The sequence below is a fragment of the Pelomonas sp. CA6 genome (assembly GCF_022549225.1).
Classification (GTDB): domain Bacteria; phylum Pseudomonadota; class Gammaproteobacteria; order Burkholderiales; family Burkholderiaceae_C; genus Roseateles.
Genome location: NZ_JAKZFD010000003.1, coordinates 135,426 through 151,043 on the forward strand (window position 1 = coordinate 135,426; position 15,618 = coordinate 151,043).

Consider the following 15,618-nt stretch of genomic DNA (forward strand, 5'->3'; position numbering starts at 1 on the left):
GTGCCTGCCGGGCATGGGCCGCAATGCGGGCGAATGCCGGACCTGTTCCCTGCCTCGCCTTCAGGCCCGTGTCAGCGTGGCAAAGCGCGCGCCCGGCTGGCGCTCCACCCATCCGTCCAGCTCCAGATCCAGCAGCAGCGCACTGAGCCGGTCGGTGGGCCAGCCGCTGCGTGCCTGTAACTCGTCCAGTGTCAGGGCCTCGAGGCTCAGGTGCTGCAGCAAGGCCTGCTGGTCCGCGCCCAGCGCGACCGCTGCCTTGTCGTCGCGCGCGGAGCGGTGCTCGGCGTCGGCGCGGGCCAGGGGCCTCAGCTCGGCCAGCACCTCGTCCGGGTCCTGCACCAAACAGGCGCCTTGGCGTATCAGCTCATGGCAGCCGCGGGCCAGCTCGGATTGGATGGGGCCGGGGATGGCGAAGACCTCTCGCCCGGCTTCGCTGGCCAGCCGCGCGGTGATCAGGGAGCCGGAGCGCAGGGCGGCCTCCACCACCAGACAGCCTTCGCTGAGGCCGGCGATGATGCGGTTGCGGCGCGGGAAATGGGCCGGCAGCGGCGGCGTGCCCAGCCCGTACTCACTGAGCAGCAGGCCGTGTCGGCCGATCTCGGCGCGCAGCGCTCGGTGCGTGGGCGGGTAGTCCTGGTCTGCTCCACAGCCTAGCACGGCGATGGTGCCGCCCGCGGTGTCCAGCGCGCCGCGGTGGGCCGCGCCGTCGATGCCCGGCGCCAGGCCCGAGACGATGCACAGGCCGGCGTCTCCCAGCGCGCGGGCGAAGCGCTCGGCATGGAGCCGCCCCTGGCCGCTGGGCTTGCGGCTGCCGACGATGGCCAGGCTGCGCCGAGCCAGCAGCTCCAGTCGGCCTTCCCAGTAGAGCAGCAGTGGCGGATCGGCCGTCTGCAGCAGGGCGGCGGGATAGCGGAGGTCGTCCAGGCTCAGCAGGCCGCGCGGGCGCTCAGGGCTGGCGTCGTCCAGCCAGCGCCGGGTCCGCTGCAACGCGTCTTCGCCGAGGGTGTGCGCGCGCGCCAGCGTCGCGCATTGCGTGGCATCCAGCAGCCCGGCGCCACCGGCCGCGCCCGCGTCCAGCACCGTCTGCGGCGAGCCATGGCGGGCGAGCAGGCGGCGCAGCGCCGCGCCGCCCAGGCCGGGCAGTTCGGTCAGTCGTATCCAGGCGGCGGCGTTGTCGTCCATGGCCGCCAGACTGGTGGGGTGCGCCGTGCCCGGTTCAGGGCTGGCTGAACCGGTCGCCGGGCGACACCGGCTCCTTCACCGACAGGATCAGCGCATAGGCCACGCGCTGGTAGACCTGGAACACGAACAGCGTGCCATGCTGCTCGTCAGGCAGGCGCACCGACTCGCGTTTGCCGTTGGTGTTGTCGCGCACGGTCCGGCCGGCGCGCCACAGCGCCAGGACGTGGCCGCGCTCCAGGCCGTCCTTGCGACCGCGGTTGAGCGCGACGATCTGGTTCTGGCCGCCGGTCAGCGCCTCGCCATAAATGGAGATGATCTGGCCGCTGAGGGGGGCGCTGGGTGGATGGGGGATGTAGCGGGTGAAGCCGCGCTCCTCCACTTCCGCCAGGCGATCACCGACGCCGATCTCCTGGCGCACCGCGTTGACCCGCAGCGTGGCCGGAACGACGTTCTTCTCGTTCTCGCTGCCGGCGCGCAGCAACTCGGCGGTGCCCATGTAGGCGGCCTCGTAGCCGAGGATCTCTTTGGTGGTGGGATCGCGCAGCGGCTGGGCCTTGCGGAAGATGCGGAATTCGGTGGCGCGGCCCAGGTTGCCGCGGGCATAGGCCAGGTCGCCCTGGGTCATCATCACGCGGCTTTCCGGGGCGGCGATGATGCGCGGGGCACGCTCCAGCTGGTCGGTGTCGAAGACCACGGCCTCGGTCAGGAAGGGCTGGATCAGGTGCTGCGGGATGGCCTCGATCGCGCTGCTGCCCACATCGCTGCGGCGCACGCGCGGGCTCAGCTTGATGGTGTCGCTGCCGGCCGCGCCGCCGGACGCCGCCGCGCCGCCGGCGTTGCGCGCCAACTGCAGCATCGCGCGACCGTCCTTGCGCACCAGCATCAGCACCTGTTCGGGATAAATCAAGTGGGGGTTGCGGATCTGCTCCTTGTTCATGCCCCACAGCTCGGGCCAGCGCCACGGGCTCTTCAGGAACAGCGAGGAGATGGCCCACAGCGTGTCGCCGCTCTTCACGGTGTAGGTGTCGGGTGCGTCGGGGGCCAGCTCCGACAGCGGAACGCCGGCCTGCGCAACCTGCTCGGCGGTCTGGCGCTGCTCGGCGGTGACCGGATAGCCGGTGGCCTGGGCCGCAAGGCTCAGGCCGCCGAGCACCAGGCCGAGCAGGGTCGCCAGCGCGGGGAGGCGGGGAGCAAGAGGGCGCGTCGGACGCTGCCTGTTCTTCGTCATGAGGGATTCTCCGGCGCCGTCTGCGGGCCGGATAGCCTCGGGGCGCTGCTTGTATTGTGGGGCCGTGGGCATGCGGACCAGGATCAGAGTACAGGCCGAAATCGCACCCCCGGGGATCGATCAGGGTGCCGGCAGGCGGACGGGCTAAAGGCCACAAGCCTTCGCCAGCCTGGCAAATCAGCGAAAATCCCCAGGATTGGCGGCGATTCTGCCCAGAATCCCCAGGGGCGGCAACGCGCGAGCCCCGGCCTCATTGCAAGCCCTTACAACCCGGCGTTGTGCTTCGTCCACAACCCGCTTCTTCATGTCCAAGCTCAACATCCTCCGCTATCCCGATCCTCGCCTGCACACCGTGGCCCAACCGGTGGCCCAGGTCGACGGCCGCATCCGCCAGCTCGTTGACGACATGCTGGAGACCATGTACGACGCCGAGGGCGTGGGCCTGGCCGCGACGCAGGTGGATGTGCACGAGCGGGTGGTCGTGATCGACGTCTCCGAAGGGCGCGACGAGCCCCGCGTGCTGATCAACCCCGAGCTGGTCGCCACCAGTGCCGAGATGGTGGATGGCGAGGAAGGCTGTCTGTCCGTGCCCACCATCTACGACAAGGTGCCGCGCCATGCCCGCGTGACCGTGCGCGCGCTGAACCGCGAGGGCCAGTCCTACGAGTTCGAGGCCGAGGGCCTGCTGTCCGTGTGCGTGCAACATGAGATGGACCACCTGATGGGCAAGGTCTTCGTCGAATACCTGAGCCCGCTGAAGCGCGAGCGCATCAAGACCAAGCTGGCCAAGAAGGCGCGCGAGGACGCGCGGGGGCGCTGATGCGAGTCGTGTTCGCCGGTACGCCGGAATTCGCCGCCGTCGCGCTGCAGGCGCTGATCCAGGCGGGGTTCGAGATCCCGCTGGTGCTGAGCCAGCCTGATCGGCCGGCCGGCCGCGGCATGAAGCTGCAGGCGTCGCCGGTCAAGCAGCTGGCCCTGCAACAGGGCATCGCTGTGGCCCAGCCGCAGAGTCTGCGTCTGGATGGCAAGTTTCCCGACGAGGCGGCGGCCGGCCGTGAGGCTCTGCGGGCGGCGCGCCCGGATGTGATGGTGGTCGCGGCCTATGGCCTGATCCTGCCGCGCTGGGTGCTGGACCTGCCGCGCCTGGGCTGCCTGAACATCCATGCCTCGCTGCTGCCGCGCTGGCGCGGTGCCGCGCCCATCCACCGCGCCATCGAGGCCGGCGACGCGGAAACCGGCATCACCATCATGCAAATGGACGAGGGCCTGGACACCGGGGACATGCTGCTGACGGAGCACCTGCCCATCCAGCCCGACGAGACCACCAGCCATCTGCACGACCGCCTGGCCTCTTTGGGTGGTCGCCTGATCGTCGAGGCGCTGGAGCTGGCGGCCTGTGGCGGGCTGACGGCCCGGCCTCAGCCGCAGGAGGGCGTCTGCTATGCGCACAAAATCGCCAAGGACGAGGCCCGCATCGACTGGCGTCAGGACGCGGCGCAGATCGCGCGCCGCCTGCGCGCCTTCGACCCCTTCCCGGGCGGTGCGGCACAGCTGGGCGAGGAAACGCTGAAGATCTGGCGCGCCGAGCCGCTGCCTGCGCCCGCGGCGCCCGCCGAACCGGGGCGGGTCCTGGCCGTCGATGCGCAGGGGCCTGTGGTGGCCTGCGGTGAGGGCGCGCTGCGCCTGACCGAGCTGCAGCGCGCCGGCGGCAAGCGCCTGCCGGCGGCGCAATTCCTGCAAGCCCGGCCCATTGTGGTCGGCGAGCGCCTGGCTTGAAAGCGCCGGGCCCAGCCTCATCTGCCTTGGCTGGGGCCGCAGTCCGGTCCACCTGAAGGAGGGAACGCGATGTTCAACCTGTTCAAGACGGCGGTCCTGATGGCCGCGATCACCGCGCTGTTCATGGCGATCGGCTCCGTGCTGGGCGGCCGCCAAGGCATGCTGCTTGCCCTGGTGATCGCGCTGGGCATGAATTTCTTCAGTTACTGGTTCTCGGACAAGATGGTGCTGAAGATGTACAACGCCCAGGAGGTGGACGAGCGCAGCGCGCCGCAGTTCTTCCGCATGGTGCAGGAGCTGGCGCAGCGCGCCCAGCTGCCCATGCCGCGCGTTTATCTGATCGACGAAGCCGCTCCCAACGCCTTCGCGACCGGTCGCAATCCCGAGCATGCCGCGGTGGCCGCCACCACCGGCATCCTGCGCGTGCTGTCGGAGCGCGAGCTGCGCGGCGTGATGGCTCACGAGCTGGCGCACGTGAAGCACCGCGACATCCTGATCTCCACGATCAGCGCGACCATGGCCGGCGCGATCTCCATGCTGGCCAACTTCGCGATGCTGTTCAGCCCGCGTGACAGCGAGGGGCGGCAGACCAACCCCATCGTCGCGATGCTGGTGATGTTCCTCGCGCCCATCGCGGCCGGCCTGATTCAGATGGCGATCAGCCGTGCACGCGAGTTCGAGGCCGACCGCGGCGGCGCCGAGATTTCCGGCGACCCGGCGGCGTTGGCCTCGGCGCTGGACAAGATCCAGCGCTATGCCCAGGGGCAGCCGCTGGAGGCGGCGGAGCGCCATCCCGAAACGGCGCAGATGATGATCATGAACCCGCTGTCCGGCGGGGGCATCAAGGGGCTGTTCAGCACCCATCCTTCGACCGAGGAGCGCATCGCTCGGCTGATGGCCATGGCGCGCGGCTGAGCGGCGCACTCAAGAAGCGGCGGGGGCGGCCGATATGCTTTGCATGAAGCCCGTCTCCGCTCTCGCTGCCCTCGGACTGCTCGCTCTGCTCGCGGGCTGCGAGCAGCTGGGCATCGAAGACCCGGCCAAAATCGCTGCCGCCAAGGAGGCCGAGGGCAAGGCCATCGGCAGTGCCTGCCGCCATGCGATGCGCGCCATCGAGGACTGCTACGCGCTCAATCCCAAGGCGCAGAAGGCCGCGGTGTTTGCCGGCTGGCGCGAGATGGACGAATACATGCGCGAGAACAAGCTGGAGGGCGTGCTGCCCCAGGTGGCGCACCAGGCCGAAGGGCGCTCCTCCGAGGGCCAGTCCGATGAGGGCGCCTCGGCGCCCGCGGAAGGCGGCAAGTCCAAGTCCGCGGGCAAGGGCAAGTCCTGAGCCGCGCCGCATTGGCGGCGCCTTCGTTCGATCACTATCGAGTCGGCCTGAGGGGCGCGCATCCGTGCCTTCGGGGCGGCAATTCATCGCGCCGCCCCGCACTTGGTCGCCTGGCGCTTCGTGGATAAGGGGGCGGCTGCGCATCATGCCGGCCATGCCAACAACAAGCCCGTCCCGGAGCGACGGGCTGCCAAGGAGCCTGCCATGATTCCCTCCGCCGCTCGTTCTTCTTCCTCCGGTCTGCGTCGTCGCGCTGCCCTGGCCCTGCTGGGGCTGGCCGTTGTCGCGGGCTCGGCGCAGGCCTGGTCGTTCAGCTATGGCGGTCATGAGCGCGTGGAGGGCTCGGGCGATGTGATCGCCGAAGTGCGCGAGCTGGGCAGCTTCGACGCGATCGCGCTGGCCGGCAGCTTCAATGTGCAGGTGCGCCAGGGCAGCAGCGACAAGGTGGAGGTGCGCGCCGACCGCAATCTGCTGCCCTACATCGAGACCCGCGTGTCCGAAGGCGGCCGGGGCCGCTCGCTGGAGATCGGTACCCGCAAGGGCTACCGGCTCAGCGCCAGCCAGGCGCCGCAGATCATCATCGAGATGCGCCAGCTGCGCGCGGCGGTCGTCGCCGGTTCGGGCACGATCCAGGTCGACGCCGTGAAGACCGGCTCGCTGGACCTCAGTGTCGCGGGCAGTGGCAATCTGCGCTTCAGGGATCTGGCGGCCGACAAGCTCAGCGTCGCGGTGCATGGCAGCGGCGACCTGTCGCTGACCGGCAAGGCGACCACCCTCGCGGTGGCCGTGGCCGGCAGCGGCAAGGTGAACGCGCGTGATCTGCGGTGCGACGAAGCGCGGGTGAGCGTGGCCGGCAGCGGCGACGTGGACGTGAACGCCGCCCGGCTGCTCAAGGTCAGCATTGCCGGCAGTGGTGACGTCAGCTATGTTGGCGATCCCGAATTGAGCGTTTCCACCGCGGGCAGCGGCAAGGTGCGCCGACTCAAGCCCTGACTCCCAGGGGGCCGCCGCAGGGCGCAAGGCGCCCCCGCGGCCGGCGTGGCCGGCCGGCAATGCCCCGCTGCCAGCGGACTTTAAGCCGCAGACGGGACAATCGCCGCATGGCAGAAGGTCTTGCGGCGCTGGTGCGTCATCCCGAATTCAAGCGCGGCATGCGCGACATGGCCGGCATCATGCCCGGCATCTCGGCCTGGGGCCTGGTCACCGGCGTGGCCATGGTCAAGAGCGGCCTGGGCGTGCCGCTGTCGCTGCTGATGAGCCTGGTGGTCTTCGCGGGTAGCTCGCAGCTGGCCTCGCTGCCGCTGCTGGCCAGCGGCGCGCCGCTGTGGGTGCTGTGGGCCACGGCCTTCTGCGTCAACCTGCGCTTCGTGATCTTCAGCGCGCAGTGGCGCCTCTATTTCGAGCCGCTGTCGCGCCGCCAGCGCATGCTGCTGGGCTATTTCGCGGCCGACCTCAACTACGTCGCCTTCCTGAAGCGCTTCCCCGAGCTGAAGCCCGATCCGGAGCGCCAGCTGCCCTATTTCTGGGGCGGGGTCGCGCTGAACTGGGTGGCCTGGCAGATTCCTTCGGTGGCCGGCATTCTGCTGGCGGACCGCATTCCCACCCACTGGGGCCTGGGCTTTGCCGGCGTGCTGGCGCTGCTGGGGCTCAGCTATTCGCTGCTGAAGGACCGCAACACCTGGGTGTCCGCCGCGGTGGCGGGCTGTGCCGCGGTGGCCGCCTATGCGTTGCCGCTGCGCATGAACATCCTGGTCGCGATCGCCGCGGCGGTGGCCGTGGGGCTGATGATGGAGCGGCTGCAGCCGCCGACGCAGGGAGGGCTCGCGCGATGAGCACCTGGGACATCGTGCTGGGCATTGTCGGCATGGGGCTGATCACGTTGCTGACACGCAGCTTTTTCATGATCCCGCGCAAGGAAATCCCGCTGCCCGAATGGGCGCGCGATGGCCTGCGCTATGCGCCGCTGGCGGCGCTGGCGGCGGTGATCGTGCCGGAGATCGTGATGACCCAGGGCCAGCTGATATCGACCTGGAAGGACGCGCGGCTGTTCGCGGTCGCGGTGGGCACGGCCTATTTCTTCTGGCGCCGCGGCATCCTCGGCACCATCGTCAGCGGCACGGCGGTGATGCTGGCCTTGCGTTTGGGCCTGGGGTGGTGAGCGCGGGGCGAGGTAAGCTTGCCGGATTGCGTGCGCCGCGCTGACGGCGCGCCGCCTCTTTCCTCACTTCAAGCCCTGAATCCCATGAACGTTCTGCGTTTTGCTGATCTGGTCGCCGCCGGCAAGGTGGCTGGCAAGCGGGTCTTCATCCGTGCCGACCTCAATGTGCCGCTCAACGAGGCCGGCGAGATCACCGAAGACACGCGCGTGCGCGCCTCCGTGCCGGCCATCGAGCTCGCGCTGAAGGCCGGCGCCGCGGTGATGGTCACCTCGCACCTGGGCCGCCCCACCGAGGGCGAGTTCAAGCCCGAGGATTCGCTGGCCCCGGTGGCCCGGCGCCTCTCCGAGCTGCTGGGCCGCGAGGTGCCGCTGGTGTCCCACTGGGTGGACGGCGTGGCCGTGCAGCCGGGCCAGGTCGTGCTACTGGAGAACTGCCGCGTCAACAAGGGCGAGAAGAAGAACAACGAAGAGCTGGCGAAGAAGATGGCCCAGCTCTGCGACATCTTCGTGCACGACGCCTTCGGTACCGCCCACCGCGCCGAGGCCTCCACCTACGGCATCGCGCAGTTCGCGCCCGTGGCCTGCGCCGGCCCGCTGCTGGCGGCCGAGATCGATGCGATCAGCAAGGCCCTGGCCAATCCCAAGCGTCCGCTGGTGGCCATCGTCGCGGGCTCCAAGGTCAGCACAAAGCTGACCATCCTGCAGTCGCTGGCGAAGAACGTCGATGGGCTGGTCGTCGGCGGTGGCATCGCCAACACCTTCATGCTGGCCGCCGGCCTCTCGATCGGCAAGAGCCTGGCCGAGCCCGACCTGGTCGGCGAGGCGCGCGCGGTGATCGACGCGATGAAGGCGCGCGGCGCCGAGGTGCCCATCCCCGTGGACGTGGTCACCGCCAAGACCTTTGCCGCCGACGCGCCGGCCACCGTGAAGGCCGCGACCGAGGTGGCGGACGACGACTTGATCCTGGACATCGGCCCCAAGACGGCCGCCATCCTGGCCGACAAGCTGAAGGCCGCGGGCACCATCGTCTGGAACGGCCCGGTGGGCGTGTTCGAGTTCGATGCCTTCGCCAAGGGCACCGAGACGGTGGCGCGCGCGATCGCCGAGTCGCAGGCCTTCAGCATCGCCGGCGGCGGCGACACGCTGGCCGCGATCGCCAAGTACGGCATCGACAAGCAGGTGGGCTACATCTCCACCGGCGGCGGCGCCTTCCTGGAGGTCTTGGAGGGCAAGACCCTGCCGGCCTTCGAGATCCTCGCCCGCCGCGCCAACGGCTGAACCCGGAACGGGGACAAAATCCCCGGCGGTCTTGCCATCTTTGCATGGCAGGCAAAACAGTCCGCATCGGAAGGTGCGGCCGCCGGGATTAAGCTCTGCGGCCCTCGCGAGGAAACGCAGGGCTGCCGCCCCGTTTCCTTGCCCCTCATCGCGATGGAGACCGCATGGACAGCCCCAAGAACAAGACCCTGAGCCCGGCCGAGGCCGCATTGCGCGAGGCCGCGCTGGAGTACCACCGCGCGCCCAGCCGCGGCAAGATCGCCGTCACGCCGACCAAGGCGCTGTCCAACCAGCGTGATCTGTCGCTGGCCTATTCGCCGGGCGTGGCCTATGCCTGCCTGGCGATCGAGGAGGACCCGTCACTGGCCGCCGACTACACCTCGCGCGCCAATCTGGTCGGCGTGGTCACCAACGGCACCGCGGTGCTGGGCCTGGGCGACATCGGCCCGCTGGCCGGTAAACCCGTGATGGAGGGCAAGGGCTGCCTGTTCAAGAAGTTCGCCGGCATTGATGTGTTCGACATCGAACTGGCCGAGCGCGACCCGGACAAGCTGGTCGAGATCATCGCCGCGATGGAGCCCACGCTGGGCGGCGTGAACCTGGAGGACATCAAGGCGCCCGAGTGCTTCTACATCGAGAAGCAGCTCAGCAGCCGCATGAACATCCCGGTCTTCCACGACGACCAGCACGGCACGGCCATCATCTCCAGCGCCGCGCTGCTGAACGGGCTGGAGCTGGTCGGCAAGGACATCGCCCAGGTCAAGGTGGCGGTCTCAGGCGCCGGCGCGGCCGCCATCGCCTGCCTGGACGTGATGGTGGGGCTGGGCGTGCGGCGCGAGCATGTCTTCGTCTGCGACTCCAAGGGCGTGATCCAGAGCGAGCGCGCCGATGCTGGCCGGCTCGACGAATCCAAGAAGCGTTACTGCCAGACCACCGAGGCGCGCAGCCTGGCCGACGTGGTGCGCGGCGCCGATGTCTTCCTGGGCTGCTCGGCCGCCGGCGTGCTGACGGCCGAGATGGTGGCGACCATGGCCGACAAGCCCATCATCCTGGCGCTGGCCAACCCCGAACCGGAGATCCGTCCCGAGCTGGCGCTCGAGGCGCGGCCGGACTGCATCATCGCCACCGGTCGTTCGGACTATCCCAATCAGGTCAACAACGTCCTCTGCTTCCCCTACATCTTCCGCGGCGCGCTGGACTGCGGCGCGACCAAGATCACCGAGGCGATGAAGCTGGCCTGCGTGCGCGAGATCGCGCAACTGGCCAAGAGCGAGACCCCGCCCGAGGTGGCCGCGGCCTATCCGGGCCAGGAACTGGCCTTCGGCCCCGAGTACCTGATTCCCAAGCCTTTCGATTCGCGTCTGATCCTTCGCATCGCGCCGGCGGTGGCGAAGGCGGCCGCGGAGTCCGGCGTGGCCACGCGGCCCATCGCCGACATGGCGGCCTACCAGGAGCAGCTGTCGCGCTTCGTCTACCAGACCGGCATGTTCATGCGCCCGGTGTTCGCCGCCGCCAAGGCCGAGACCGCCCAGGGCCGGCCGGCGCGCGTGATCTACGCCGAGGGCGAGGACGAGCGCGTGCTGCGTGCCGTGCAGGTGGCCTTGGACGAGGGCCTGGCCGCGCCGACGCTGATCGGCCGCCCCGAGGTGATTGCGATGCGCATCCAGCGCGCCGGGCTGCGCCTGAAGCTGGGCCAGGACGTCGCGGTCATCGACCCGGAGAACGACCCGCGCTTCCGCCGCTACTGGGAGAGCTATCACCAGATCATGGGCCGCAACGGCGTCACGCCGGAGATGGCCAAGGCCGCGGTGCGCCGCTCGGCCACCACCATTGGCGCGCTGGCCATCCTGCTGGGCGACGCGGACGCGATGATCTGCGGCATGGTGGGGCGCTTCGATTCGCACCTGGAACATGTGCGCGACCTGATCGGCCTGAAGCCTGGGGTGCAAAGCTTCGCGACCATGAACGCGCTGATGCTGGACCAGCGCACGCTGTTCATCTGTGACACCTTCGTCAACGACGATCCGGGCGCCGAGCAGCTGGCCGAGATCGCCGAGCTGGCCGCCGAGGAGCTCAAGCGCTTCGGCCTGCCGCCCAAGCTGGCCTTCCTGTCGCACTCGATGTTTGGCTCCAGCAAGAGGCCCTCGGCGCTGAAGATGCGTCGCGCCACCCAGCTGTTCGCGGCACGCCACCCGGAGATCGAATGCGACGGTGAAATGCACGGCGACGCGGCGCTGTCCGAGTCTGTGCGCGAGCAGTTCCTGCCCGACAGCCGGCTCAGCGGCGAGGCCAATCTGCTGGTGCTGCCGACGCTGGATGCCGCCAACATCCTCTTCAATGTGCTGAAGATCGTCGGCGGTCAGGGCGTCACGGTGGGGCCGGTGCTGCTGGGCGCGGCGCGGCCGGTGCACATCCTCACGCCCTCGGCCACGGTGCGCCGCATCGTCAACATGACCGCGCTGGCGGCGGCCGACGTCGCGGCGGCGCGCGGCTGACGCCTGCCGGGGTGGCGGCGGTTTCGGTAACTCGCCGAAACCGCCCCAAGCGCGTTGCGGCGCTTCATAATCGGCTGTAACTAAATTTCAGACTGAGACACGCCATGTCCCGAGCCACCAAGATCGTCGCCACCCTGGGCCCCGCGTCCTCCACGCCCGAGGTGCTGGAGCGGATGATCCGGGCCGGCGTCGACGTGGTGCGGCTGAACTTCTCGCACGGCAAGGCGCAGGACCACATCGACCGCGCGCGTCTGGTGCGCGAGATCGCGGCGTCGGTCGGCAAGTCGGTGGCCATCATGGCCGACCTGCAGGGCCCCAAGATCCGCGTCGGCAAGTTCGAGAACGGCAAGATCCAGCTGGTCAACGGCACGCGCTTCGTGCTGGACGCCGCCCGCAGCGAACTGGGCAACGAAGAGATCGTGGGCCTGGACTACAAGGAGCTGCCGCGCGACGTGAAGCCGGGCGACACCCTGCTGCTCAATGACGGCCTCTTGGTGCTGACGGTGGACGTGGTGCGCGGCTCGCAGGTGATCACCACGGTCAAGCTGGGCGGTGAGCTGTCCAACAACAAGGGCATCAACAAGCAGGGCGGCGGCCTAACCGCGCCGGCACTGACGGCCAAGGACATGGAGGACATCAAGACCGCGGTGTCCTTCCAGTGCGAGTACCTGGCGGTGAGTTTCCCGAAGAACGCCACCGACATGGAGATGGCGCGCCAGCTCGCCAACGTGGCCGGCGAGCCCTGGCGTCACAAGCCGGGCATGATCGCCAAGATCGAGCGCTACGAGGCCATTCCGCAGCTGGAAGCCATCCTGAAGGCCAGCGACGGCATCATGGTGGCGCGCGGCGACCTCGCCGTCGAGGTCGGCAACGCGGCCGTGCCGGCGCTGCAAAAGCGCATGATCCGCATGGCGCGCGAGCTGGACAAGCTGACCATCACCGCCACGCAGATGATGGAGTCCATGATCGTGAACCCGGTGCCCACGCGCGCCGAGGTGTCCGACGTGGCCAACGCGGTGCTGGACGGCACCGACGCGGTGATGCTCTCGGCCGAGACGGCGGCCGGCAAATTCCCGGTCGAGACCATCGAGCAGATGGCCGCGATCGCGCAGGAAGCCGAAGGCGCCGAGTTCGTCACGATCGATACCGACTTCGCCAACCGGCAGTTCGGCCGCATCGACCAGTCCATCGCCATGGGCGCGCTGTTCACCGCCCATCACCTGGGCTGCAAGGCCATCGTCGCGCTGACCGAGTCCGGCTCCACCGCGCTGTGGATGAGCCGCCACCGCATCCACGTGCCCATCTACGCGATGACCACGCAGGCGGTGAGCCAGCGCAAGATGAGTCTCTATCGCAATGTGCGCCCGCTGCTGATGCCGGCCTTCGACGACCGCGACACCGCGCTGCGCGCCGCCGAGCAGCTGCTGGTGGAGCAGGGGGTGCTGATGCCGGGTGATACCTATGCGATCACCTGCGGCGAGCCCATGGGCTACCCGGGCGGCACCAACATGCTCAAGGTCTGCCGCGTCGGCTGAGCGGCGGGACTTCGGGAAGCAGGGGTTCGGGCGTAGTCGCCGGCCACGGCCGCTCGGTAGAATCAGCGGCAGTTACGGCGCGGTTACGGCGGTGGCGGTCTCGGGCCGCGCGGCCCGCGCCAGAGGATTTCCCACTTCCTTGGAGCTTCCCATGGCCCTCGTTTCTATGCGCCAGCTGCTGGACCATGCCGCCGAGCACGGCTACGGCATCCCGGCCTTCAACGTCAACAACCTGGAACAGGTCCAGGCCGTGATGGCCGCCGCCGACGAGGTGGGTGCGCCGGTGATCCTGCAGGCCTCGGCCGGTGCGCGCAAGTACGCCGGCGAGCCCTTCATCAAGCACCTGATCCAGGCGGCCACCGAGGCCTTCCCGCACATTCCGCTGGTGATGCACCAGGACCATGGCACCAGCCCCAAGGTCTGCGAAGGCGCGATCAACCTGGGCTTTGGCTCGGTGATGATGGACGGCTCGCTGATGGAAGACGGCAAGACGCCCTCGTCCTTCGACTACAACGTCGAGGTCACCCGCAAGGTGGTCGAGATGGCGCACAAGGTGGGCGTCACCGTTGAAGGCGAGCTGGGCTGCCTGGGCAACCTGGAAACCGGTGATGCCGGCGAGGAAGACGGCATCGGCGCCGCCGGCAAGCTGGACCACAGCCAGATGCTGACCGACCCCGAGGAGGCCGCCACCTTCGTCAAGGCCACCCAGCTGGACGCGCTGGCCATCGCCATCGGCACCAGCCACGGCGCCTACAAGTTCTCGCGCAAGCCCACCGGCGACATCCTGGCCATCAGCCGCGTCAAGGAAATCCACGCCCGCATTCCCAACACCCACCTGGTGATGCATGGGTCGTCCAGCGTGCCGCAGGAGCTGCTGGCAATCATCAACCAGTACGGCGGCAAGATGAAGGAGACCTTCGGCGTGCCGGTCGAAGAGATCCAGGAAGCCATCAAGTACGGCGTGCGCAAGATCAACATCGACACCGACATCCGCCTGGCGATGACCGGCGCGGTGCGCAAGTTCCTGCACGAGAACCCCGAGAAGTTCGACGCCCGCGAATGGCTCAAGCCGGCGCGCGAGGCGGCCAAGGCGGTGTGCAAGCAGCGTTACCTGGAGTTCGGCTGCGAGGGCCAGGCCGGCAAGATCAAGCCGCGCACGCTGGTGGACGTGGCCGCCGCCTATGCGCGCGGCGAGCTGAACCAGATCGTCCAGTAAAGCCGCGTCCCGCGGTGGCGCACTGCTTCACCTACGGCTCGCTGATGTGGGCCGACATCATGGCGCGCGTCAGCGGCGGTCATTTCGCCAGCTGCGCCGCCGTGCTGGATGGGCACCGGCGTCATCCGGTGCTGGGGCAGGACTATCCCGGCCTGCGGCCCGCCGCCCGCGCCCGCGTGGCCGGGCGCCTCTACCTGGATCTGGACGCCACGGCGCTGGCGCGGCTGGATGCTTTCGAAGGCGAGGAGTACCAGCGCTGCGAGCTGAGCGTGCGGGCGGAAGACGGCCGATCGCTGCGCGCCTGGACCTATCTGTACCGCCCCGAGTTCGCGCACCGGCTGGCGCCGGGCGACTGGGACCCGCAGCGCTTCGCGCAAGAGGGCAAGGCCCGTTTCGAGGCCCGCTACGTGGGCTTCGACCTGGTTCCGCCGGCCGCGCCTCGTTGATGCAGAGGGCGAAAGCGCGGCCGCCCCTCGCCTAAAATCCGCGCTTTCCCGGACGAGCCCATCATGACCGCAGCCCTGCACACCTCCTCGCTGACCTCCCTCCCGCTGATCGCCCGTGGCAAGGTGCGCGAGAACTATGCGGTGGGCGGCGACCGTATCCTGATGATCGCGTCGGACCGCATTTCCGCCTTCGACGTGATCATGAGCGAGCCCATCCCGGGCAAGGGCGCGCTGCTGACGCAGATGGCGCTGTTCTGGTTCAAGAAGCTGGACGGCATCGTCCCCAACCACCTGACCGGCGACGACCCGCTGTCTGTCGTCACCGAGGCCGAGAAGGATCAGGTGCGTGACCGCGCGATGCTGGTCAAGCGCCTCAAGCCCTTGCCCATCGAGGCCGTGGTGCGCGGCTATCTGGCCGGCAGCGGCTGGGCCGAGTACAAGGCGCGCGGCGAGGTCTGCGGCGTCGCGCTGCCCGACGGGCTGCAGAACGCCAGCAAGCTGCCCGAGCCCATCTTCACGCCGGCGACCAAGGCCGAGATGGGCGACCACGACGAGAACATCAGCTTCGAGCGCTGTGCCGAGATCATCGGCCGCGAGATGGCCGAGAAGGTGCGTGACATCTCCATCCAGCTCTATCGCCGTGCCGCCGACTATGCGCTCACCAAGGGCATCATCATCGCCGACACCAAGTTCGAGTTCGGCCTGGACGAGCAGGGCACGCTCACGCTGATGGACGAGGTGCTGACGCCCGACTCCTCGCGCTACTGGCCCGCCGAAAGCTATGTGCCCGGCAGCAACCCGCCCAGCTACGACAAGCAGTACCTGCGCGACTGGCTGGAGCAGGCCCAGGTAGACGGCAAGCCCTGGGGCAAGGTGGCGCCGCCGCCCGCGCTGCCGGCCGAGGTCATTGCGCGCACCGCAGCCAAGTACCAGGAGGCGCTGCAGCGCCTCACCGTCTGAACGAGACGCGC

General features: G+C 69.2%; 15 protein-coding genes. 13 read left to right on the plus strand and 2 right to left on the minus strand.

Translation table 11 applies throughout. The annotated features are described in order from the left end of the window. Nucleotides 1-60 precede the first annotated feature (60 nt). A complete protein-coding gene (gene dprA / locus LZ017_RS06610) occupies nucleotides 61-1,182 on the minus strand; it encodes a DNA-processing protein DprA (protein ID WP_241395814.1) in 1,122 nt (373 codons plus the stop codon). 34 nt (nucleotides 1,183-1,216) lie between these two features. Then, nucleotides 1,217-2,410: a LysM peptidoglycan-binding domain-containing protein gene (locus LZ017_RS06615; protein ID WP_241395815.1), complete on the minus strand. Its 1,194-nt coding sequence runs from the start codon at nucleotides 2,408-2,410 to the stop codon at nucleotides 1,217-1,219. 304 nt (nucleotides 2,411-2,714) lie between these two features. On the opposite strand from LZ017_RS06615, the gene def reads away from it, so the two are divergent. The 13 genes from def (at nucleotide 2,715) to LZ017_RS06680 (ending at nucleotide 15,607) form a co-directional block, all read left to right on the plus strand. Then, nucleotides 2,715-3,230: a peptide deformylase gene (gene def, locus LZ017_RS06620; RefSeq protein WP_241395816.1), complete on the plus strand. Its 516-nt coding sequence runs from the start codon at nucleotides 2,715-2,717 to the stop codon at nucleotides 3,228-3,230. After that, nucleotides 3,230-4,186 (plus strand): methionyl-tRNA formyltransferase, encoded by a 957-nt coding sequence (gene fmt / locus LZ017_RS06625; RefSeq protein ID WP_241395817.1) that lies wholly within the window; start codon nucleotides 3,230-3,232, stop codon nucleotides 4,184-4,186. The genes def and fmt overlap by 1 nt, the downstream gene beginning before the upstream one ends. A gap of 69 nt (nucleotides 4,187-4,255) precedes the next feature. Next, on the plus strand, nucleotides 4,256-5,101 hold the full coding sequence (gene htpX / locus LZ017_RS06630; RefSeq protein ID WP_241395818.1) for a zinc metalloprotease HtpX: 846 nt from the start codon (nucleotides 4,256-4,258) through the stop codon (nucleotides 5,099-5,101). A 43-nt stretch (nucleotides 5,102-5,144) separates the two neighbouring features. Next, complete coding sequence (locus tag LZ017_RS06635; protein ID WP_241395819.1) at nucleotides 5,145-5,519, plus strand: hypothetical protein; 375 nt, start codon at nucleotides 5,145-5,147, stop codon at nucleotides 5,517-5,519. Nucleotides 5,520-5,723: 204 nt separating this feature from the next. Next, entirely contained in the window at nucleotides 5,724-6,512 is a 789-nt protein-coding gene (locus LZ017_RS06640; RefSeq protein ID WP_241395820.1) for a head GIN domain-containing protein, read from the plus strand. 107 nt (nucleotides 6,513-6,619) lie between these two features. Beyond that, nucleotides 6,620-7,351 (plus strand): AzlC family ABC transporter permease, encoded by a 732-nt coding sequence (locus LZ017_RS06645; RefSeq protein WP_241395821.1) that lies wholly within the window; start codon nucleotides 6,620-6,622, stop codon nucleotides 7,349-7,351. Beyond that, complete coding sequence (locus LZ017_RS06650; RefSeq protein WP_241395822.1) at nucleotides 7,348-7,677, plus strand: AzlD domain-containing protein; 330 nt, start codon at nucleotides 7,348-7,350, stop codon at nucleotides 7,675-7,677. The genes LZ017_RS06645 and LZ017_RS06650 overlap by 4 nt, the downstream gene beginning before the upstream one ends. Before the next feature lie 84 nt (nucleotides 7,678-7,761). Next, the gene (locus LZ017_RS06655) at nucleotides 7,762-8,955 is read left to right on the plus strand and encodes a phosphoglycerate kinase (protein ID WP_241395823.1); all 1,194 of its coding nucleotides are present in this window, start codon (nucleotides 7,762-7,764) and stop codon (nucleotides 8,953-8,955) included. Nucleotides 8,956-9,119: 164 nt separating this feature from the next. Continuing rightward, nucleotides 9,120-11,450 carry an NADP-dependent malic enzyme gene (locus LZ017_RS06660; protein WP_241395824.1) on the plus strand — a complete coding sequence of 777 codons (2,331 nt, stop codon included), beginning with the start codon at nucleotides 9,120-9,122 and terminating at the stop codon, nucleotides 11,448-11,450. 104 nt (nucleotides 11,451-11,554) lie between these two features. Further along, the gene (gene pyk / locus LZ017_RS06665; RefSeq protein ID WP_241395825.1) at nucleotides 11,555-12,985 is read left to right on the plus strand and encodes a pyruvate kinase; all 1,431 of its coding nucleotides are present in this window, start codon (nucleotides 11,555-11,557) and stop codon (nucleotides 12,983-12,985) included. A gap of 151 nt (nucleotides 12,986-13,136) precedes the next feature. After that, the gene (fba, locus tag LZ017_RS06670) at nucleotides 13,137-14,201 is read left to right on the plus strand and encodes a class II fructose-bisphosphate aldolase (protein ID WP_241395826.1); all 1,065 of its coding nucleotides are present in this window, start codon (nucleotides 13,137-13,139) and stop codon (nucleotides 14,199-14,201) included. A 14-nt stretch (nucleotides 14,202-14,215) separates the two neighbouring features. Continuing rightward, a complete protein-coding gene (locus tag LZ017_RS06675; protein ID WP_241395827.1) occupies nucleotides 14,216-14,647 on the plus strand; it encodes a gamma-glutamylcyclotransferase family protein in 432 nt (143 codons plus the stop codon). A 63-nt stretch (nucleotides 14,648-14,710) separates the two neighbouring features. Continuing rightward, a complete protein-coding gene (locus LZ017_RS06680) occupies nucleotides 14,711-15,607 on the plus strand; it encodes a phosphoribosylaminoimidazolesuccinocarboxamide synthase (protein ID WP_241395828.1) in 897 nt (298 codons plus the stop codon). Nucleotides 15,608-15,618: the final 11 nt, after the last annotated feature.

What these genes read in the sequence shown, in the direction of transcription:
- dprA (WP_241395814.1), bottom strand. Translation starts at nt 1,182, where the DNA reads ATGGACGACAACGCCGCCGCCTGGATACGACTGACCGAACTGCCCGGC.
- LZ017_RS06615 (WP_241395815.1), bottom strand. Translation starts at nt 2,410, where the DNA reads ATGACGAAGAACAGGCAGCGTCCGACGCGCCCTCTTGCTCCCCGCCTC.
- def (WP_241395816.1), top strand. Translation starts at nt 2,715, where the DNA reads ATGTCCAAGCTCAACATCCTCCGCTATCCCGATCCTCGCCTGCACACC.
- fmt (WP_241395817.1), top strand. Translation starts at nt 3,230, where the DNA reads ATGCGAGTCGTGTTCGCCGGTACGCCGGAATTCGCCGCCGTCGCGCTG.
- htpX (WP_241395818.1), top strand. Translation starts at nt 4,256, where the DNA reads ATGTTCAACCTGTTCAAGACGGCGGTCCTGATGGCCGCGATCACCGCG.
- LZ017_RS06635 (WP_241395819.1), top strand. Translation starts at nt 5,145, where the DNA reads ATGAAGCCCGTCTCCGCTCTCGCTGCCCTCGGACTGCTCGCTCTGCTC.
- LZ017_RS06640 (WP_241395820.1), top strand. Translation starts at nt 5,724, where the DNA reads ATGATTCCCTCCGCCGCTCGTTCTTCTTCCTCCGGTCTGCGTCGTCGC.
- LZ017_RS06645 (WP_241395821.1), top strand. Translation starts at nt 6,620, where the DNA reads ATGGCAGAAGGTCTTGCGGCGCTGGTGCGTCATCCCGAATTCAAGCGC.
- LZ017_RS06650 (WP_241395822.1), top strand. Translation starts at nt 7,348, where the DNA reads ATGAGCACCTGGGACATCGTGCTGGGCATTGTCGGCATGGGGCTGATC.
- LZ017_RS06655 (WP_241395823.1), top strand. Translation starts at nt 7,762, where the DNA reads ATGAACGTTCTGCGTTTTGCTGATCTGGTCGCCGCCGGCAAGGTGGCT.
- LZ017_RS06660 (WP_241395824.1), top strand. Translation starts at nt 9,120, where the DNA reads ATGGACAGCCCCAAGAACAAGACCCTGAGCCCGGCCGAGGCCGCATTG.
- pyk (WP_241395825.1), top strand. Translation starts at nt 11,555, where the DNA reads ATGTCCCGAGCCACCAAGATCGTCGCCACCCTGGGCCCCGCGTCCTCC.
- fba (WP_241395826.1), top strand. Translation starts at nt 13,137, where the DNA reads ATGGCCCTCGTTTCTATGCGCCAGCTGCTGGACCATGCCGCCGAGCAC.
- LZ017_RS06680 (WP_241395828.1), top strand. Translation starts at nt 14,711, where the DNA reads ATGACCGCAGCCCTGCACACCTCCTCGCTGACCTCCCTCCCGCTGATC.